The following is a 20,107-nucleotide window of genomic DNA, read 5'->3' as shown; positions in this document are numbered from 1 at the left end:
GTCGCGACCAGGTACGACAAGCTGAAAAACCGTTACGAGGCAACGGTAACCATCGCCTCGATCATGATCTGGCTCCGCGCCAAACCCGACCGGAGCCGACCATGATCCGTCAGATGCGCTCTAGTTCTGAACGGTCTTCGACCGCGTTGAACGGCTGTGAACTGCACTCAACTCCACCCGATGAGGATCACCCGCGCGTGGCTCTCGGACTTACCGGCAAAACCCAGGTCAGGAAGCCTCCGCACCGACAAGGAACGGCTGCGAGGCCCCTCATCACCGATACCGATGGCAGCAGATGCCCCGCCTCGACCCGAGTGCGATATCGCGGCGAGCCGACGCTTTCGGATTGATCAGCTCCAGTCTCAGCTGTAACCATCGACGGCATGAGTGCCCATTCCCGCGAAGCTGAGATTCCCATCGTCATCGCCGTTGCGGACTGGCTGCGAGTCGACGCGGTCATGGACAACGCAGTCAGCGAGATGCTCAGCCCCAACTGGGACATGCAACCCGGACGACCACACCCGCAGCTGGTGGAACTGGCAAAGAGCATCCGGCGGGCAGGCTGGGCTCAGAACCCGGGTTGGCCGAAGACAGCGGAGGGCTTCAAGACCTGGTCAGCGCCCGGCCAGACACAGCAGATCCGCCTCACCGACATGCAATGGAGCCTCGTCGTGTCCACCCTCGAGCGATCGGCCCAGTTCAACGAACAATGGAACGACACCGAAAGCGCAGCCATCCTGCGAAGGATCGCCGGAGTCATCCAAACCGGGTACGAACGGCAAGGAGTCGGACCGCTACCTGAAGTCCGACCGACTTAAGGCAGGAATACCATGAGTAAAGCGACGTAGAAACCGACCGCCAGTGTTGTCATAAATGCTTCTCGCTTGCGCAGCTCAATCTGTTTATGGTCAGAGCGATGCGATGAGCGCAGCAACGAAGCCAAGGTGCCGACGATGGTAAAGCCGATTCCGATACCGACCAGCATATTGGCTGCAACGCTCGTAGGTCGCGCGCTGACGCCAGCGAACCTGAGGATCGTCGACACCAGGATCGGCATGACCCCGACCGCGGCGACAATGCTGCTCCATCTGTTTGCCTCGTCGCGATCCTTGAGCCATCTCTTTGTCCTCGACCAGGTTGCGTGCTCTTGCTCGTCTGCTGGCCCTAACGACACGCTATCGGCGATCGCGAACGCAACAAATATCACGCCGAAGGCTCCTCCGGCCGCGACTATTGTCGCGAACAGTTGTGTCGAGGCCGGCAAGAATAGTGCGGCAAGGACCTCGAACGCTCCGAGTATGGCGGCGACGGAAACCCCCACAGGTACACCGATATACATGACCGAGCCGGCGAGATTCGCCGTCGGTACCTTTTCGGCGCCGATGGCGGCTAGACCGATGGCGCCGAGCAGGCTGCCGAGCATAGCCACGACGAGAAGCCCGGTAGCCAGCATCAGATACAGCCCGCTGTGCGCCGATCTTGACGCCGGAACTGTGAATACGACAACAATAGCGGTAACCGAAAGAGCGCCAAAGGCGCCGATGATGGGCGCATAGCCGGCTGCACCCCTACGGACATCGTAGTGACCATGCTCTGTGCGTGAGAAAGGAACATCGGCCGCAGGCATGGCCGTACGGTAGCCGAACCTCGGTCGGATGGAAGGTGGCCGATCAGTCAACATGGAACGACGTCCGCCGCAAAGTGACATGGGTACTATGGACACTCGAGAACATGATCAATGATGCGTGTACTGGCTAGATATGGAGCCACCGGTCGTGGCTCGGTCGATCGACTGGCCGTGGACGCCGAGCCCCGCGCCATTGCTACATCAAATGATCGCGAGGCGACCGGGCTTCCGATGATCGACAACCGCTCACTCCAAGATCCGGCCGCGGCAGGTTTCCGGGTCGTGGTCAGTCGGCGGGTTGATACCGCAACGCCGCCTCGATGGCCGCGTCATCGTCGCGGTCGGGTGTGTGCCAGAACAGAAGATCAATGGCGCCTGGACATGACAGGAGCCTGGACAACTGGTCGAGAGCTGGGCCGCTGGCTTCGTGTTATGGTTCGCCTGCCCGAAGTTGATCGGTATGAGGGTCTCCCTGAGTGTGTCACTGACGCAGAGGTCCCTATTGATCGCATGGTGAAATCTGGAATCGGTGACTGCGGGCCTGACTCGTAACTCCCGTACCACGGCCAATCAACCCGTCACCGGACTTGACCAGCGCTCTGCCCTGGCGGCGGCTGAACATGCCGAGTGGCCGCACTCTTATGCCGCGGACGGTGCGCGTGCGTACATATATACACATCGTCACCTGACGAAAGCTTAAATCTCCCGGGCGAAGCCCACTATGTCCTCCCCGGCGTCGAGGCTGACGCTGACGGATGCCTTCCAGGCCGCCTCGTCGTATGCACGCGGGCCCCGAATAACGAACCTCAGAGTGACGTGGCCACGTCCGTCATGCCGCGCGGAGATGCGAGCGTCACGCTCAAGCGATTCCCACGACTGTTCACCCTCCCAACCGGCGTACGAGTCGGCGAGCGTGTTGGTCCAGGATCGGAGCCCGTCGCCCTCGATGGTCCGTACGCCGGTGGCGGCGTTCAGCCCGCAGTCCTGCAGCTCGACACGGAAGTCAACGAAATCGTCCGCGAAGGGCCGCTGAGGGCCGAGTAGGCGGACACGAGCCTGTCCGTCGTCGGCCACGAGTTCGATGCCGTCGTCGAGTGTTCTATACACAGGGGCAGGATGACATCCGGCGGCCTTGGAAAGCGACAACATTGGATTCGGTCATCAACTGTGACCGCGCACTGTCATGCCGCTGTCCGTGCGTGTTAGCTCATGTTCCTGGTCGAGCCGGATCGTCGATGATGTTGCCGCTGGCCGAGATGGTATTGAGGAAGTGCCGTACAACCGGCCAGGGGAGGACGGGGTTGCCGTGGGAGGCGAAGACGATGTGTGCTGCGGGACAAGGAGTTAACGGGTCACGGGCGGGGTGCAGGTAGGGGATGCGTACGTCGATGTATTTGCTCGCGGTGCCGGCCGGGTCGGCTTCGTACAGCTCGTAGCACCAGCCGTCGTGCTCGCTGTCGTGGTACGAGGTGACCTCAAAACCTCGACCGGCGAATCGCCACGAGTTCAGAGACGACGAGAGATCGCCGGTCATGGTCAGCGTGCTCGAGACGATGTCGCCGGAGGTCTCGACCAAGCGGATGAAGCGCACCAGTAAGGGCCACGGCAAGGGGCCGTCGCCTGCGGCAACCTGCGCGTGGCTTGCATCCATGGGAGTGAACGGGCCATCGTCCGGCGTCGCATCCGGGACTATTACGGCCAGCGCGCCAGAGTTGCCGGGAGGCCCTGTCAATTCGTAGGTTCAGGCGTCATCGGGTAGTGCGTACATCGAATTGATCTGGTAAGTCGTTCCGCCGTATGCCCACTGCTCCACCCCAGCAGAATGCCAGACGGACTGTCACCCGGACGAAGAGTAAGCAGGACGGCCCCGAAGCGGGCCCAGCTGAGCGCGCGCAAACACGCACTCAGATGCCGCACGGAAGGCGCCACCGAAGTAATGAAGATCTTCGAAGTCCACTTGGCCCAAGGAGGATCCGCCTGAAATTCCGGCGCGTGAAACGGTACGTCGTGGCGTCGGAGCTGGGCTGCGTCGATGATATGCGGATGACGGACGCCGAGACTTATGTGCTGGCCGGCTTCGCGGCCGGCTCCCGTTGGATGCCGACCGGGCGGGACCGGGCCGGGAGTCTGCCCCGCGCTGTTGCCACCGTCAGCGAGTGCCTTGCCGAATTCCTCCCCGTCGGCCGGGACACCGAACCCTGGCTACAGCCCATGTTTGCGCCTTGGTATCGCACCTTGAAACACGCAGCCGACGCGGTCAGGCACGCGCCGCCGAACCCGACGACCGCTCACGTGCTGAGCATGAGCCTGCCAGCAACGTCGGCCATCACACTCGCGGCCATGATCGAGAAGTGGATCGGTGACCTTCCGCATCCAATCCAAATCAACCTCGCCCAGCCCGCAGCCGCTCCACCGGGCACGGTTCACGGATTCGAAGTACTCGGCTTCGAGGCCGGCCGATTCCACAGCTGGCTCTGCTACCGGCTGGACGTGCAGGCACTCGACAGTCTCGGGATCCGTACAGGCAATGCCGGACTGCTGACAACTCTCGACGACGCGCTGCTCGTCGTCGACATGGCCACCAACTATCGCGGAACCGACGACGGCACACCCGAGGACGTCACCTGGTTTGTTTCGCTCATCACCGAGCACGACATCGACTAGATCGACTACCCACGTTGGCCGGGCCGATCGGGCGTAAACGCCACGAGCTCAGCACACCAAGCGACCTCGTCTGCGGCCGACCGCGTGCGGCGGCCGACGGCGAGCCCGTCACCTAACGTGACGCATGCAGTAGGCAACCCGACGCACGATCATGCCGATGAGAGGGCGTTCTATCGCGCGACGGCTTCTGCCGGCGGCTTTAGCTCCGGATACAGGTCGAAGCATTTCCTGATCTCGTCGACCGACTCCGCGGCGGCCGCGAGCTCGGCGAGGACGTCGAGTGACTTGTCGAGTTCATCGTGCGGCTGATCGAGGGGCTCCACCTGGAGGCGGTCGCACCAGTACCAGCCGGAGACCTCGACCTTGTTGAGGGCGGCGACGTCATCGATCAGGCTGCCTCGCAGCTCGTCCCAGCCCCACAGCTCTCCGTTGCCGTACGCGGCCGACCGCGAAGCTCCACCGCGACATAGATTCCAGGCGGTGACGCCGTCCTGGAAGTCGTCATCAGTCAAGTTGCTGCGCCCGGTCTGGGGGTCGGTGAGAATCCAGCCGGAACCGTCCCAGTACTCAACCACCCAGTGGTCGATCCAGAGTTGCGTCGCGAAGTAGCCGGCGAAGCCGCATCGGATACGGGCTGGGGTGCCTGTTGCGCGGAGCAAGGCGCAGTGCAGCAGCGCGAAGTGGTAGCAGAAGCCGAACATTCTCTGCTCGACGGGCCGCTCGTGACGCAAGGGCGCCGCATCGATGCCGATCACGTTGTCCAGGATCGCTTCGGCGCCGACGGTCTCCTTCTGCGACATGCGCTCGGTCGAAAATCGCAGGCCCTGAACTTCCGCTGTGTAGTTGTGGATCAGCAGACCTCGCACGACTGCGCTGAGTGCCTCAGGGTCAGCCGGAAGGCCGGGCAATTGGTCTCGGTGGCGCCCGAGGTCGGAGGTCGCGCTTGGCTGCCGGTAGAACCGTGCGATCTCATTCATAGGGAGGGAGGGTACAAAATTCGCTGGAACGCATACCAGTAATCATTGTCGGTGGTCAGTGACAACCGTTCGATCCAGGTCCCTTCGGCCCAAGATCGACTGCATTGTTCTGCCGCGGAGAACGCTGGCTTGGCACTCTGTCTCTGCCTGCTGCGGCGCACCCGCCGACACTCGTTGTAGTCAGTTTCGATGAGGCAGTGGTCTGGCGCGGCGGCGGCGAAGCTGCGGTAGAGCCTAAGGGTTACAGCACAAGCTGCGAGTATGGGCGGAAGGTTCAGACGCGGGCGACCTGCCGGTAAGGCTGGTTCAAGCTGGGCGCTTTGACCTCTACAGTGCGTGATGCCGAAGTTCCGCCAGGTCCATGTGTGGTCAGACAACGGTCTTCCGCATCGTGGGTGGAACGACGAGCCCGACGTGGATTCCTTTGCCCGAATCGGTGCCCGGCGTGCCGGTCAGCGACCAGCGGCAGAGTGACGCGGGACGCCGTGGCCGACATCTGCGATTTGGCATACCTGCCCCCGACCGAGTACCGATCCGGCCCTGTCGACGTCGTCGAAACCTTTCAGCGGTCGAGACGTCACGGCATACCCCTCGGAAGTCCGCTGATCACTCTGTGACGTAGGGCTTCTGGTGCGCCATGGGGCCGGCGATCTTTTTTGTTCCGGTCGGTAGCGCGGACAGTACGCTGTCCTTGCTGGCTTCCCATTTCCTTGCCGCATCGATGTCGGCGCGGACGACGTAGAACTCGCGCCACCGACCGGCAGTTGCTTGGCTCAAGTCGGCCGGAATCACGTGCGTGCCGATTTTCGCCGGCACTTCGCCCTTTAGCTGCCACTTGCCGTCGAACGCGGCCACAAGCAGATGCTTCGTGCCCGCTGACGGGAGCCCGCTGACCCTCACCTTGACGTCGGCGAACGGCGTCCGGTCAGCAACGTCGAGGATCTCTGCAACGTCGTACACGTCGGGATGGGTCGGCGGAGAGGTGGATGGCATCGCGGGTGGGGGCGACGTCGGCGAAGCGGTGGGTTCCGCAGTTGGCACAGAGGTGGGCAGCGCAGTCGGAATCGGGAGTGGCTTCGATGCGTTTGACGGCAGGGCCAAGAGGCCAAAGACCACCGCTACGCCAAGGGCGAAGAGTGCGACCAGTGATTCTGCCTTCCACCGCGATTCGTCAGCGGCATGACTGCCACGCTTCCGGCGGGCCAGGAGGCTCATGATGAGGTGGACGAACAGTGCAGCCACCAGCATGGCCGCTAGACCCGCCACGCTAGCAAATACGATCCTCACCCTTTTTGAAGTTACAGCCAGCTGTCAAGTGAGTGCGCTCCGTGATCTTGACGCTCAATTGACGCACATCCTCCACCGCTTGCTGATCACCGCAACGCGAAGCGACCCGCCATTGATAGCAAACGGTCGGATGCTGGTCCTCCGTCACTCACAGCCTCGATCATCTCAGGCCAACTGATGGCCGAAGGCGGTGTTGCAGCACTACAGCTCGCCGCGCACTCAACTGCCGCTGAGAAAGGGCGCGGGCGTCACTCAAGGTGATCGCAGTATGTGTTGCGTCTGCGGTTGAGAGAGTGAGCAACGTCCCTGGAGAAGGCGTCCAAGTCGCTCGACTTCCTGGGCGGTCGGCTGAGCGATGGCGCGCCAGCCGCGATATGTTCCCCGAGTTCGTACAGCGCCACGTAGAGGTCTTCGGCGGTCGATGCGGTGGTCTGCGTTTCACTCATCGGTGACGGCCGTGCCGGGCTCCTCTGTTCGGCCTCTTTGCGGTTCACGGCTTGTCGAGGTACGCCGCTCCGCCAGCTGAGCCTCCACTTGGGAGGGACCTATAGGTGGCATCGATCGCATCGCCTCGAGAGCCGATCTCGGGCGGTCGTTCACCGGGCGCGGACGGCGTTCACGGCGGTCTGGTGGTTTGGTTTGTGGTCTGCGAAAGTGAGGGAGTGGCGGGCTGGAAGAGGTGGGCGGTCGCCCTGATCGCGATCGGTGCCGCGGCAACCATGATCGTTGTGGCCTTGCGCTCTCCAGGTGGTCTGGAATCAGCGGCCAGAATCGGTGCACTCATCGTCGGCTTATCGCCGCTGGCGGTGACTTTGGTCCTGTGGGCCCGCCGACGGCCGGCAACGGCCGCGATGATCTCTACTTCCGAGCAGACAGACGCGGCTCAACGCCAACTATCTGGTCAAGTATTACGTCAATGGCGAAGTGAGATTGCCGTCCGCCAGCTGGATGATCCGGGCCCGCTCGCGGTGCGGTGGCGGTTCACCGAACTCGATGTTGTGGATCGTACGGATCATATAGCCCGGAGGGACCTGCTGCGTTCGTTGATCAGTCGCGGCCGGCCTCGGTTCACTGGCCGAACTGACCGCATTGACGAGCTGGCCAGAGAGTTCCGCAAGCTGACGCGTCGGCGGCTGGTGATTCTCGGTGACCCGGGGACGGGTAAGACCACGTTGGCGTTGCTGCTGCTACGACAGTTGCTTCAGCACGCCGAGGCCCACGACCCGGTTCCGGTTCTCGTGTCCATGTCCGATTGGGACCCCCACGCCGATTCGCTGTACGAGTGGCTGGCTCGCCGCCTCGCCGAGGATTACCCGGCGTTGCGGGCTGCTGCGTTCGGGCCGGATGCCCCCGGTTCATTGGCAGCCCAGCGCAGGATTCTGCCGATCCTGGACGGCATGGACGAACTTCCCGAAGAGATCCGCCCCAAGATACTCACGCGACTCAATGAGGTCAGCAATGATCCGCTGATACTCACCTGCCGAAGCACGGAGTACCAGACAGCCGTCGCCGCGCCGGGAGGCGATGTACTCACCGGTGGAGCAGTGATCGAACCGAGCCCGCTCACGGCCGCCGACGCCGCCAGCTATGTGACAAGTTGCCTCCCACCGAGGATCGGTCGCAGCTGGCCGGACTTTCTGACAACACTGAGAGCCGACCGGAGCAGTCCGATCACCCAAGCGCTGTCTACTCCTCTTGCGCTGTGGCTACTGCGTAAGGTCTATATCGATCCCCGCACCAATCCCGCCGAACTGTGCGACGTCGGCCGTTTCCCCACCGCTGACACGATCCTTGACCACCTGCTCGACCACCTGGTCGACGCGCTCATCACCGTCAACCCACCCAAGGACAAAGACGGCGAGCATCCGTTCCGCCCCCTGCACACCTGGAAGCCCGCCGAAGCCACACGGTGGCTGGAATTCCTCGCCCACCACCTGAACAGAATCGGCAGCCGCGACATCGCCTGGTGGCAGCTGCACCGGGTAGCCCGCCGCCTGATCAAGGTCAGCGTTGGACTCGTCGCTGGGCTCACGCTTGGCCTGGCGGTCGGATTCCACGACGGGCTCCTGTACGGGCTCGCGACCGGTGTGGCGAACGGGCTGATACTCGGGCTTGTGTTCGGGGTCGCGGTCGGGGTCGCGGTCGGCTTCACGGTGTGGCTCGCGCTCGGGCTCAGCCTCGGGCTGTTCGTGATGGGCGCGGGTGTGGGCGCCGGGCTCGTCGAAGGAGAGGCGTTAGTCGGACTGGCGTTCGGGATCACGGGCGCCGTCCCCGTCGTGGCCGTCGTCCTGCTCGCGGCCAAGGGTATCGGGTTCACACCTGCGGAGGGACCGGCCTACGCCGACCTGCGACTTCGAGGACGAGGACGGCTACTCGCACGAAGTATGACGATGTGGAACCGGGGCAGGCAGCTCTTCAGGTTCACGCTCGGATTCACAATCGGGTTCGCCTACGGGCTCGTCCTCCTCGCGGCCGTCGGCGAACTCGCGAACGGGCCCATGTCCGCGCTCGTGATTGGGCTCGTGTTCGGCCTGGCCGCCTGGCTCGCGAGCGGGCTGAGCGACTGGGCGGAAACGCCATTGACCGACGAGCGCCCACAGACCCCCACCATTACCCTGCGGCGTGACCTGCAACTGGCCTATGCCAAATCACTCACCGGCGGACTCGCCCTTGCAGTCGCATTCGGAATCCCCAACACGCTCACCGGCGAAGGAGGACTGGCGAGAGGACTCGCGGACGGACTCCTCTTCGCTTTGGTGATCGCCCTCGGGGTCGGCCTCCACCAACCCAGCGGACGATACCTCGTCACCGTATCCGTACTGAGCATCCGACAGCAGACCCCTCTCCATCTGCTGCGCTTCCTCAACGACGCCCACCGACTCGGACTACTTCGCCAAGCCGGCCCCGTCTACCAGTTCCGCCACGCAAAACTGCAAGACCGCCTCGCCCAGAACTACACTCGCCGACGCTCCTTGAGCACCACCGACAGGGAGTAACCGACCAGACGCAAACTCGCACCCGCAGCCTCATCGGCCTACCGATCCGCAGGCCCTCCGCACGTTCGGGGTTCGACCAGATCTCCATCATCCGGACCTGCCCCTGAGCATGCGCGCTGGCCGCCGCCCCGTCAAAGTCTGCAGAGCCGGCCTTGCGGTCATAGCGGCGGGCCAGGCGCCGGAACCGGCTGACCCATTCCAGGCATCGCTCGATGACGTATCGGTGCCGGCCGAGGTAGGTGGCGGATTCGACGCCCTTACCGGCGATCCGGGCGATCATGCCGCGATCTCTGACCAGTTCGCGGCAGAACCGGTGGTCGTAGCCTAGGGCGCGGCGGGAACTCCGCCCGGCCGAGCGGACATGGACAGGTTATGGACCCACCCACGGATGCCCAACTTCTCCGGTCCGCGATCGACGGCCGGAGCGAATCGTTCGGCGTGGTCTTCGAGCGTCACGCCGACGCTGTCTACAACCATTGCTTCCGCCGGCTCGGCTCGTGGAGCGCGGCCGAGGACGCTACGTCGCTGGTCTTTCTCGAGACCTGGCGTACGCGGGCCAAGGCGGTCGACGTCGACGGGCGGCTGCTGCCGTGGCTGCTCGGCGTGGCCAACAACGTGGTCCGCAACGTCAGCCGGACCGCTCGCCGCTACGACGCCGCGGTGCTGCGGCTGCCGCCACCGGCGCACGAGCCGGACCCGGCCGACCGGATCGCGGCCCGGCTCGACGACGAACGGCGGATGCAGCCGTTGCTGCACCAGTTGGCCGGCCTGCGACGGGCCGAGCAGGACGTCGTCGCGCTGGTGCTGATGTCCGGGCTCACTTACGCCGAAGCGGCGGTCGCGCTCGGCGTGCCGGTCGGCACCGTCCGATCCCGCCTCGCCCGCGCCCGCAAGCGCCTGGGCGTCACCGACACCACCACGAAGGAAGAGTTCGCCGATGTTCGATCTGAATGAGCTGCCGCGGGAACGCACCATGCCCCGGGCCGCGGACCACAAAAACCTTGTCGAGGGGTACGCCGCGGCCGGCCCACGCCGGTCCCGGGCCACCAGCCGGGTCGCCGTGATGCTGGTCAGCGGCGCCATCGTGCTGGGTGGTGGCACGGCGGCGGCCGCCTACGTCGCCGCGCGCAAGGCCGAGGTGCCGCCGATGGAACAGACCCAGTGCTACAGCAAGGCGACGCTGAACGACGACTACGCGAAGCAGACGGCGACGGCCACCCGCGACCAGTCGGCCCGCAGCGCCGTCCAGGTGTGCACGACCCTGTGGCAGGCGGGCGTCCTGAAGCTGAACTCGACGCAGGACGGTACGCCGTCGGAACCGCCGCCGCTGACCGCCTGCGTCCTGGCCAACGGTGTCGCCGCCGTCTTCCCCGGCGACGACCGGACGTGTGGGCAGCTCGGGCTACCCCGCCTGACCGAGTAACTCCAGCACGCCGAAGCCGTCCTCGACCGTCGCGTCCGGGACGGCCAGGCGGCCGGGTCCTCCTGGTCGGTACGGACCGAGCGCATCAGGATCGCCATCGCCACCTCGGCCCGCCGCGCGCACACCACGTCGCGGCGGCTGTCACCCACGAACCAGCACTTCCGCGCCGGCATGCCCAGTGCGGCGGTAGCGCCCAGATCATCTGCGGGTTCGGTTTTCGGACGCCCGCCTCGTCGCTGTAGATCTGCATCGCGAACAGCCTCGAAACGCCGGTCTTGGCGGCCCGGACCAGGACGTGCGTCGGCACGGGTTGCGGTGACCAGCAGCGGTGGAAGGCCGGCTCGCCGTCGCGTTCCGCTCCGACCTGCCGATCATCTGGTTGGTCAACGCGGCGCACTACATCCTCTACGGCGCCGCATCCTCTACGGCGCCGCCGAGGAGATCCGCTCCGGCGCATCGACACTCCAATGCGCCCGTTGTTGTCACCGCAACGGTTCAATCGATCCTTGCCGCGCCCACACCGGAACGTCCCGCCGCACGTTGACGCCGCCCTCGGGCACGGGTGGCACCGGGCTCTCACTGCAACAACGATGCGAAGGCGATCACGCTCAGGCCGATGACGGCGTCGACCACGAAGCACCATTCGGCGTAGCCGCGCGGCACGACGGCGTTGCGGCGGTGGTGCCAGGCATCCCAACCGGCGTGCGCGAGCCATCCGGCGCCGATCAGGTACAGGCTGGTGTCGCCTGAGGTCACCGTCGCGGCCAGCACCAGCAGCAGGTAGGCCGCCAGGCCCACCAGCTGGGTGATCAGCACCCGGCGGGGCCGCAGCGTGCGCCGTACGGCGCCGATGAGCAGGTAGCCCAGCGGCAGCACGAGCATGGTCCAGGCCGGCAGCGGTCGCGGGTCGACCAGGTTGTCGGCCGTGACGAGCAGCGCGAAGGCGGTCGGCCAACGGTTCAGCACGGCCGCCCACGGCCCCGGCCGCGTCGGCTGCGGCCGGTGCGTGGTGTACTCGGCGGCGCGGTGCCACATGGCCAGCACCATGGCCGGCACCATCAGGAGGTGGCCACCCACCGTGACCGCCTCGGCCGCCATCAGCCCGAGCCACCACGGCACCAGCAGCACCAGGTACGGCACGTACATGGCCGCGGCCATCTCGGCGATGGCGCCGGCCCCGTGCCCGCGGTGCCACATCCACACCGACATCGTGACCACCATGCCGGTGGCCATGGTGGCGGCGGCCATGTCGGCCCGGGCCAGCAGGTCCGCCGGGACGAGGTAGGGCCACAGCGGGCCGATCAACAGCGGGCCGAGCAGCATCGCGAGGATCATCTCGCCGAGGTGACGCAGGAACGGTCGGGTGAACAGAGCCGGTGGATTCGCGGTCAGCGATGTCATGTCTTCAGCCTCGGCGGCATGCGGTGCAAAAGGCACCGTCGCGCCGTCAGCACCGCGCCGTGCGGATGTCACGGCCGGACCGTTCGGACTTCATGGCCGGACCCCCGCACGCGGGCGCTTAACATCGGGCGATGAACGGCGAACGGACCCGCAGGCAGCGTCAGGCCCGCACCGTGACCCTGGTGGCGTTGGCTGCCAACGCCGCGATGGTGCTGTTCATGCCGGCGGTCGGCCTGTACCGCGAGCCGGATGGGCGGCTGGTGGCGATGGGCTCGGTCGGCATCGCGTTGTTCGCGGCGGCGCTGGCAGCCGTCCTGCACGTGCTCGTCACCCCGTGGACCGAGCCGCGAACCCGTCGCCGGGCGGTGGTGGCGCTGGCCGCCGCGTCCGTCCTCTCCGTTCCCCTGGTAGGGCCGGCCGGGGGTGGCTGGCCTACCTGGGCATGGCTGGCCTGCGGCATCATGGGCATCGTGCCGCTGCTGGCCCGGTGGCCGCAGGCTTCGGCGGTGTGCGTGCTGACCGTGCTCGTCACCGTCGTGGTCGCCCTGGCCGCAGGCGATGACCCCGCCAAGGCGGTGCTGATCGTGGTCACCGTCGGCGGCAGTGTGGCGGTACTCAACGCCCTTCCCGTCTGGTTCTGGGACCTGCTCGTCCAGGCCGAGCACGGGCGCGCCGCGCAGGCGCGGCTGGCTGCCTCGGAGGAGCGGTTGCGGTTCGCCCGCGACGTTCACGACCTCCTCGGGCACCGTCTGACGGTGATCGCGCTCAAGGCCGAGCTGGCCGAGCGGCTCGCGCCGGTGGACGCCGGCCGCGCCGCGGACGAGGCGGCGGAGGTGCGTCGTCTGGCCGCGGCGGCACTGGCCGAGGTGCGGGAGGTCGTGCACGGCTACCGTCAGATCGACCTGCGCGCGGAGCTGCGCTCCATCGAGCATGTCCTGCGCTCGTCCGGGGTGCGGTGCACCGTCACTGCGCCTGACGCCGACCTCCCCGAGGCCGTCGCCGCGCCGCTGGCGGCCGTGCTCCGCGAAGCGGTGACGAACGTCCTCCGGCACAGCCGCGCCACCTCGTGCACGATCAGCATCCACCCCGATGCCGGCGCGAACGGTGCCGGTGACACGGTCACGATGACGGTGGTCAACGACGGCGTCACCGCCCCCCGCCCCGACCGCCACAGCCACGGACTACGGGGACTCTCCGAACGCCTCACCGAGATAGGCGGCACCCTGCGCACCCACTCGACCGACGGCCGGTTCACCGTCGAAGCGGTCGTACCCTCGATATCGTGATCCGGATTCTCTTGGCCGACGACGAAGAGCTCATCCGCGTGGCCCTGGCCGCACTGCTCGGCCTCGAAACGGACATCGACGTCGTCGCCTCCGTCGCCGACGGCCGCACCGCGGTGGACGCCGCTTTGGCCCACCGGCCCGACGTGGCCGTGGTGGACCTGCAGATGCCCGCACTGAACGGCATGGCAGTCGCGGCCGAACTGTCCCGCGTCCTGCCGACCTGCGCCGTGGTCATCCTCACCGGCCGCGGCCGTCCGGCCCAGCTGCAACAGGCGCTGGCCGCCGGGGCCAAGGGCTTCCTGGCCAAAGGCGCACCCGGTGGAGCGTTGGCCGACGTCATCCGTCGCGTCCACGCCGGCGGTCGCTACGTGGACCCGGCGCTGGCCGCCGACGCCCTCACCATGCCGGAGTGCCCGCTCACCCCGCGCGAGATCGAGGTCCTCCGCCACGCCGAGCCCGACCTCCCGGTCCCCATGGTCGCGCGGCGCCTGCACCTGTCACCGGGCACCGTCCGCAACCACCTCACCGCCATCACGGCCAAACTCGGCGTCAGCACCCGCGCCGAAGCGGCGGCCATCGCCCGCGACCACGGCTGGCTGTAACTGGATCAAACCCGCGCTCGGACGTTCCCGGATCATCGACGTCGGCGGACAGCGCTGACGACCACATCAGGGCCCTGAGCTGCGATAACGCGGTTCTTATTCTGTCCAGCATGGTCCACCATGGTTCGAGTAAATTCTCTTATCATATTCCTGCGCTTTTGTGTAGAAGGATCTCCGCCTAGTGCGATCGATCGCCTCCGCGCTGACTAGCGCTCATTTACAGATGGACCAAATGAAAGGAGTCACCCATGAATGCGCATTCGAGCTGCCGCCAGATGTGCGGCAAAAGTGCCATTGGGGATAAATGGGAACGGCCCAATACGATAACGTTGATGATACAAATCGTGGATATGATGGGAACGGCACGGATTCGCAAAATCATGCTGACCTGTCGCCGGAGATTATCCCGCCAGACGGCGCACCGGAAATCGCGGGTGGAGCAGCGCGCGCACTGCTTGACATTCTCCTGCGGGCCGGAGAAGAGCGGGACCGGAACTGGATTTGGAGATGAGTTATGAAGGAAGTGAGCTCGGGCTCGCGCAACATTTCTACCCGAGGCATGCCTACGGTGGCCTTCGCCTTCTACGGCAGGGTCTCGACGGAAGACAATCAAGATCCTGAGTCATCGCGCAACTGGCAGCTTGCTCGGGCGGAGAGCCTGATCGCGCCGCGTGAGGGAGGTGTTGTCGCCGAGTATTTCGATGTCGGTATGTCGCGATCCCTGCCGTGGCAGCGCCGCCACGAGGCGAGCCGGCTTCTCGCCGCGTTGTCGAACCCTGGGCGGGGCTTCGATGCGGTGGTGATCGGTGAGCCGCACCGAGCGTTCTATGGCAACCAGTTTGGTCTCACGCTGCCGCTGTTTGCGCACTACGGCGTCGAACTTTGGGTGCCGGAGGTCGGTGGGCCCATCGATCCTGACAATGAAGCGCATGATCTGGTCATGTCAGTCTTCGGCGGCATGAGCAAAGGTGAACGTAACCGGATCAAAGTGCGGGTGCGGGCGGCGATGGCGTCGCAGACGCTGTTCGAGGGCCGCTATCTTGGCGGTCGCCCGCCGTACGGGTACACCTTGCGCGATGCGGGACCCCACCCCAATCCCGGAAAGGCGGCAGACGGCAAACGGTTGCATGCGCTGGCACCCCACCCGCAGACGGCACTAGTAGTCCGCCGCATCTTCGGTGAATTCCTCAAGGGCTCGGGCCTGTATGCCATCGCAGAAAGCCTCACCCAGGACGGCATACCGTGTCCGTCAGCGCAGGACCGCGCACGCAACAGCCATCGCACCAGGGTGGCGTGGTCCAAGAGCGCGGTCCGCGTGATACTCCGGAACCCTCGCTGCACCGGAAGGCAGGTGTGGAACCGTCAACGCACCGATGAGGTGCTGCGCAATGTCAATGACGTCGCGCTCGGACATTCCAGCGTGATGCGCTGGAACCCCGCCGCCGAGTGGATCGTCTCCAAGGACATCAGCCATGAACCTCTGATCGACCTGCAAACATTCGAGCAAGTCCAGAATCTGATGAAGCGGCGCGCCACCAGCGGCACACCCCATGTCAAGCACCGCACCCGAAATACCTACGTGTTCCGAGGGCGGGTGCACTGCGGCCCGTGCGACAGGCGCATGCAAGGCCAGTACAGCCACGGCGTCGCCTACTACCGCTGCCGCTACACCCGCGAATACGCCATCGCCAATGAAGTCGATCACCCACTCAACATCTTCGTCAGAGAGGACGCCCTTCTCGGCCCGATCGACGCCTGGCTCGCATCGGCATTCGCTCCCGCAAACCTCGAACGCACCCTCACCGCCATGGCTGACACGCAGCCGGTCGACCCCACACAGATGCGGGCAGACCTGCTGCGCAGCGCGATCGTCGGATGCGAAGCCAAGCGGACTCAATACCGTGCCGCCCTGGATGCAGGAGCCGACCCGGCCGTCGTCAGCGGATGGATCACCGACAACGAACGCGAGCGCAGCCTGGCGCAAGCCGAGCTCAGCGCCCTCACCCAGTCGCAACAGAATCGCCTCACCCGAGACGACCTCCGCCGGCTCGTCACTGATCTGGGTGACATCGGCACGGTGATCAAGCAAGCTGACCCGGCAGTCAAGGCCGACCTGTACCGCGAACTCGGACTGATTCTGACCTAGCGGCCAGAAACAGAAACGGTGCACGCCTCAGTCGATCTTGGCGTACACCGTGGGGATTTAGTCTGTGTCCGAGGCCCAATACTCCTGATAGCTACACGGTGATCGCCCATAAGGAACTGACGTGCCAGCCGTGAAGACCGCGCCACCCGTACCTACAGGCACATGATGCGCTGATTATCGCCGGCGTTGTGCGGAGGTGAGGCGACCTTCAACTCTTGCCTTGTTGTGGATTATGCGGAGGCTGTTCGTGGCGCCGTCTTCGCCAGTCACTTGCCAGAAGTCGAGCCCGTCGCACTTCTCAAGTCCGGAGATCGCTCTGCCAGCTTCGTCCACGCTGACGAACGCATCGCCGGTGGGCAGCCAGATGATCCCGTCGCCATCGATGGTGGCGCGGTAGTTGCTGGTGCGGGCGAAGATCGATACGCCCTCCGGAAGGACGCCGTATTTGATCATACGCGCGACCGCGGTTCGTCCGTTTGGCATGGGGCGACGGCGGGGTTGCGGCGCAGCTTCGTCCTGACCAGACGGCTCTGCCGGTTCAGGGGGGTCGACTGTCGGGAACCCGAGGCGCTGAGGGCTCCAGATGATCTGGCACAACCGGCGGTACAGTTCGGTCCGGCTGGCTACCACCGTTTGCATCTTAGGATCGGTGCCGAAGTCATGGAAGTGGCTGCCCAGGTCGTTGTCGCTGACGAAGTCCCGGATGAAGGTGTTGTTGCGGCGGTGACCGGGGTTGAGGATGGCCGTGAGGTTGTTTTGCCTCCCGTACCGGTCGATTTTCTCGTGAAAACGCATGTCGTTGAGGCTGGCGTTGTCCTTGCGGTGCAGCAGTACCAGGGATCCGATCCTTGAGCGTAGGACCAGGAAGTCGCCGGGTTCAGGGATTTCGTCGCTGTACCAGTCGGGATGTTTGGGCCAGAGGTGTTCGACCTGCCAGGCGCGGTTCTCGTTAAGATATTCGGCGCTCAGGTCGTGCTTGCCGCAACCGACTTCGACGTAGGCGGTGAGGCGGGCGATGAGGTATCGGACCTGGGCTCTGTTGTTGCCTCGTAGCTGGAAGTTGTGGATCGCCTCGAAATCCTCGGCGGGGAGAGCTGCTGCCAGGGTTTGCGCGACCTGCTGCTCGGTCTCGCACCTGCGCAGCTGCGGGATGAGAAGGCGGTATTCGGCCTCGAAGTCGCGGGCGCCGAGCGGCTGGTCGCTGAGTATGCGAGAGACGTAGAGTCGATCGAGGTAGTTGGCCACCAGGCGTGCCTTGCACTTGGCGTCGGTTGCAGTGTCCCGCGGCCGCACAGCGGCGAGGACGAGCTGCAACTGATTGGTCAGGCCGTTTACGGCGTTGTAGTAGATGCCCTCCAGCCTGTCGCTGAGATAGGGCTTCGACAGCGCCTTCTTAAAGCGAACATAGTGTTCGGACAGGTAGATGAGGTCGTCGACGTAGCTGAAGTAGTCATCGCTGGTCTTGAGGCCGATGCGGTCTTCCGCCTTCTTACGTACCCAAATGTTGAGGGCCTCATCGATCTCGCGCATGTCAGCGCTGCTTTCATCGCCCATGGAGGCGTATCGGGCGATCAGTGCTGCTTTGAGGAACTCCTTGGGCGCGTTGGGGTCCTCCTGGTCGGTCGTCACCCTGGCGAGCATTTTGCGCCACCGCTCGTTGAGCTCATCCTGATGGGAGCCGACCTGGGAGATGAGGAAGCTCTTGACGAGATCGGCGGAGGTTAGGCGGGCCCCGCGGTCGTTCATCGATTCGAAGATCTTGAAGCCGCTGGCCTTGTTGCCGGCTTTGATGCCGATGAGCACGGCGTGATTGAGTAGCCAGTCGACGAACGGAGCGCACGTTTCGGCGGTGAGTTGCTGGTCGAGTCGTTCTTTGATCAGATCGCTGCGGAAGGACATGTTGCGCACCGAGATCGGTGCGCCGGCTTCGAGTTCGAAACGGACGCCGTCGTAGAGGCGGGTGAGGAACTCGCGGCGTTCGTCGATGTCAATGCGAAAGCGAAGTCGGTTACCGTGAAACTCTCCGATGACCCTGTTCAGCTTGTCTACGGTCGAGGGCTTGCCATACGACTGGGCGATGCGTCGAAGGTGCATGAAGATCAGGTGGAGGGTGGTGAAGCGCTGTTGACCGTCCACGAGATATCGAACGCCGCGCGACTCCTCGACGTAGACGAACGGGCCGAGGAAGAAGTGCTCAGGCTCCGCCCGTTGCCAGCGCGGTCGACCGCCTTGCCAGTGGTCGTCGAAGGCGCTGAGTAGATCCGTGACCAGCGTCCGGACATCGTCGGCTGACCATGCATACTCACGTTGGTAGTAATCGATCTGGTAGAAGGGTTTCTCGAACAGCGCATTCAGACTGAAGGCTTTGCCGGTGATCGAACTGCCCATGAGACCCCCCAAGATCGGCTTGCCTCGTCGCGCGGCACAACAAATCGACATCACTGCAAGTGACGGAGTGACTACACTCTAGGCAGTCTTCGGGTGTCAGAGAAGAGCCCGCAGCGGAGGCAAACCGCTCTGGAGTGTCGCAGGTGGACGGCCAACAGCAATCGCCTCCCCACGGGCGGCCCGATAGTTGTCCTTCACAACCGTCGCCGTGAACCCAGGGAAACCGCCCGCCCCATCTGCGCCGCCGACCTGCGACTGCACCGCCGCTCGGGAGCCGGCCGTCATTAAAAGCTCCTATCACGATCTCTGGTCGGTCCATTTGATCAAGCGGCGCCAGCAGATCATGGCGCAGGCGAGGCTGACGAGACCGTCGTGGATGTCGAGGCGGCGTTCCCAGCGCACGGCCAGCCGGCGGAACTGGTGCAGCAGGGCGAAGGTTTGCTCGACGACGTAGCGCAGCTTGCCCAGGCCCTTGATCCCGGCGGTCTTGGGCTTCGGGATGATCGGTTCGGTGCCGCGCTCGCGGCAGGCCTGGCGGAAGGCTTCGCTGTTGTAACCCTTGTCCGCGAGAAGGATCGCGAACCGGCGTCGTGGCCGTCCGGGGCGGCCGGCGATGGGTGGGTAGCAGTCGAGCAGGTCGACAGCCCGGCTGATGTCGGGCACGTTCGCACCCGAGGTGAGCACGTAGATCGGGGTGCCGTTGCCGTCGCAGATCAGGTGGTGCTTGGAGCCGGGCTTGGCCCGGTTGACCGGCGATGGCCCTGTTCCGGCGCCCCCTTTTTGGCGTCGATGTGACTGCCGTCCATCGCCGCCCGGGTCCAGTCGATCCGGTTCGCCGCGTTCAGCCTGGCGAGCAGGATCTGATGCAGCTGGTCGAAGACGCCAGCCTCGATCCAGTGCTGCAACCGGCGCCAGCAGGTCATCCCGGAACCGAAGCCGAGTTCCTGCGGCAGGTCCTCCCACCCGATGCCGGTGTGAAGGACGAACAAGACGCCCTGCAAACACCGTCGGTCCGGGACGGGCCGTGGCCTCGGCGCCTTGGCCGGCCACGGCGGCAACAGCGGCTCGATCAGTTCTCACAACCGGTCATCGACATCCCACGGCCTGCCCACGACCATCGAAACGAGACTGATCTTCACCTCGTCGCGCTGATCAACGTCGATTCAGCAGATCGTGTTAGGAGCTCTAAGAGGGCATCTGATCCGTGAGTGCCGGATATCGTCTGCGATGTACCTGTTTAGTCGCGCCAGGTTTGGGTGGATTCTCCGGCCAGTCTGCGGGACATTGTGTTAGCCATGGCCCACAAGACC

General features: G+C 64.9%; 17 protein-coding genes and 1 pseudogene. 9 read left to right on the top strand and 9 right to left on the bottom strand.

The window, feature by feature from the left end:
• The first annotated feature begins 383 nt into the window (after positions 1–383).
• Positions 384–818, top strand: a complete 435-nt coding sequence (locus QSK31_RS47370) for a hypothetical protein (protein ID WP_285691761.1) — start codon at positions 384–386, stop codon at positions 816–818.
• Here QSK31_RS47370 and QSK31_RS47365 read toward each other — a convergent pair.
• The 3 genes from QSK31_RS47365 to QSK31_RS47355 form a co-directional block, all read right to left on the bottom strand.
• Positions 815–1,627, bottom strand: coding sequence for a hypothetical protein (locus QSK31_RS47365; RefSeq protein WP_285691760.1), 813 nt, complete (start codon positions 1,625–1,627; stop codon positions 815–817). The genes QSK31_RS47370 and QSK31_RS47365 overlap by 4 nt on opposite strands.
• Before the next feature lie 696 nt (positions 1,628–2,323).
• Positions 2,324–2,734: a DUF6228 family protein gene (locus QSK31_RS47360; RefSeq protein ID WP_285691759.1), complete on the bottom strand. Its 411-nt coding sequence runs from the start codon at positions 2,732–2,734 to the stop codon at positions 2,324–2,326.
• Positions 2,735–2,834: 100 nt separating this feature from the next.
• Positions 2,835–3,278 (bottom strand): hypothetical protein, encoded by a 444-nt coding sequence (locus QSK31_RS47355; protein ID WP_285691758.1) that lies wholly within the window; start codon positions 3,276–3,278, stop codon positions 2,835–2,837.
• A 341-nt stretch (positions 3,279–3,619) separates the two neighbouring features.
• Here QSK31_RS47355 and QSK31_RS47350 point away from each other — a divergent pair, with 341 nt between their 5' ends.
• Positions 3,620–4,291, top strand: a complete 672-nt coding sequence (locus tag QSK31_RS47350) for a hypothetical protein (protein WP_285691757.1) — start codon at positions 3,620–3,622, stop codon at positions 4,289–4,291.
• A gap of 170 nt (positions 4,292–4,461) precedes the next feature.
• Here QSK31_RS47350 and QSK31_RS47345 read toward each other — a convergent pair whose 3' ends face one another.
• Both QSK31_RS47345 and QSK31_RS47340 read right to left on the bottom strand, forming a co-directional pair.
• Positions 4,462–5,268 carry a transglutaminase-like domain-containing protein gene (locus tag QSK31_RS47345; RefSeq protein WP_285691755.1) on the bottom strand — a complete coding sequence of 269 codons (807 nt, stop codon included), beginning with the start codon at positions 5,266–5,268 and terminating at the stop codon, positions 4,462–4,464.
• A 606-nt stretch (positions 5,269–5,874) separates the two neighbouring features.
• On the bottom strand, positions 5,875–6,510 hold the full coding sequence (locus QSK31_RS47340) for a hypothetical protein (RefSeq protein WP_285691754.1): 636 nt from the start codon (positions 6,508–6,510) through the stop codon (positions 5,875–5,877).
• A gap of 596 nt (positions 6,511–7,106) precedes the next feature.
• On the opposite strand from QSK31_RS47340, the gene QSK31_RS47335 reads away from it, so the two are divergent.
• The 3 genes from QSK31_RS47335 (at position 7,107) to QSK31_RS47325 (ending at position 10,974) form a co-directional block, all read left to right on the top strand.
• Positions 7,107–9,551 (top strand): AAA family ATPase, encoded by a 2,445-nt coding sequence (locus tag QSK31_RS47335; protein WP_285691753.1) that lies wholly within the window; start codon positions 7,107–7,109, stop codon positions 9,549–9,551.
• A 372-nt stretch (positions 9,552–9,923) separates the two neighbouring features.
• A complete protein-coding gene (locus QSK31_RS47330; RefSeq protein ID WP_285691752.1) occupies positions 9,924–10,505 on the top strand; it encodes an RNA polymerase sigma factor in 582 nt (193 codons plus the stop codon).
• The gene (locus QSK31_RS47325; RefSeq protein WP_285691763.1) at positions 10,489–10,974 is read left to right on the top strand and encodes a hypothetical protein; all 486 of its coding nucleotides are present in this window, start codon (positions 10,489–10,491) and stop codon (positions 10,972–10,974) included. The genes QSK31_RS47330 and QSK31_RS47325 overlap by 17 nt, the downstream gene beginning before the upstream one ends.
• A gap of 107 nt (positions 10,975–11,081) precedes the next feature.
• On the opposite strand, the pseudogene QSK31_RS47320 reads toward QSK31_RS47325, so the two are convergent.
• A pseudogene (locus QSK31_RS47320) lies at positions 11,082–11,147 on the bottom strand (hypothetical protein); the annotation flags it as partial.
• A gap of 155 nt (positions 11,148–11,302) precedes the next feature.
• Between QSK31_RS47320 and QSK31_RS47315 the strand changes: the two are divergent.
• Entirely contained in the window at positions 11,303–11,518 is a 216-nt protein-coding gene (locus tag QSK31_RS47315) for a hypothetical protein (protein WP_285691751.1), read from the top strand.
• Positions 11,519–11,550: 32 nt separating this feature from the next.
• On the opposite strand, the gene QSK31_RS47310 is transcribed toward QSK31_RS47315, so the two are convergent.
• Entirely contained in the window at positions 11,551–12,375 is an 825-nt protein-coding gene (locus QSK31_RS47310) for a hypothetical protein (RefSeq protein ID WP_285691750.1), read from the bottom strand.
• Between the two features lie 131 nt (positions 12,376–12,506).
• On the opposite strand from QSK31_RS47310, the gene QSK31_RS47305 reads away from it, so the two are divergent.
• The 3 genes from QSK31_RS47305 to QSK31_RS47295 all read left to right on the top strand — a co-directional run bounded on the left by QSK31_RS47305 (position 12,507) and on the right by QSK31_RS47295 (position 16,409).
• Positions 12,507–13,661, top strand: a complete 1,155-nt coding sequence (locus QSK31_RS47305; RefSeq protein ID WP_285691749.1) for a sensor histidine kinase — start codon at positions 12,507–12,509, stop codon at positions 13,659–13,661.
• Entirely contained in the window at positions 13,658–14,263 is a 606-nt protein-coding gene (locus QSK31_RS47300) for a response regulator transcription factor (RefSeq protein WP_285691748.1), read from the top strand. The genes QSK31_RS47305 and QSK31_RS47300 overlap by 4 nt, the downstream gene beginning before the upstream one ends.
• A gap of 514 nt (positions 14,264–14,777) precedes the next feature.
• Positions 14,778–16,409 (top strand): recombinase family protein, encoded by a 1,632-nt coding sequence (locus QSK31_RS47295; protein WP_285691747.1) that lies wholly within the window; start codon positions 14,778–14,780, stop codon positions 16,407–16,409.
• 174 nt (positions 16,410–16,583) lie between these two features.
• Here the strand turns inward: QSK31_RS47295 and QSK31_RS47290 are convergent, their stop codons facing one another.
• Together QSK31_RS47290 and QSK31_RS47285 are read right to left on the bottom strand one after the other, a co-directional pair.
• Positions 16,584–18,797, bottom strand: a complete 2,214-nt coding sequence (locus QSK31_RS47290) for a DUF262 domain-containing protein (protein ID WP_285691746.1) — start codon at positions 18,795–18,797, stop codon at positions 16,584–16,586.
• Positions 18,798–19,094: 297 nt separating this feature from the next.
• Positions 19,095–19,870, bottom strand: a protein-coding gene (locus QSK31_RS47285) for an IS5 family transposase (protein ID WP_285691762.1) whose coding sequence is annotated in 2 segments (ribosomal slippage) — positions 19,095–19,579 and positions 19,579–19,870 — 777 coding nt in all. Because the reading frame shifts where the segments join, the coding sequence is not laid out codon by codon here.
• Between the last annotated feature and the right edge of the window lie 237 nt (positions 19,871–20,107).

The organism is Actinoplanes sp. NBRC 103695 (assembly GCF_030269485.1).
GTDB lineage: Bacteria > Actinomycetota > Actinomycetes > Mycobacteriales > Micromonosporaceae > Actinoplanes.
This window is presented reverse-complemented; position numbering and strand designations above follow the sequence as displayed.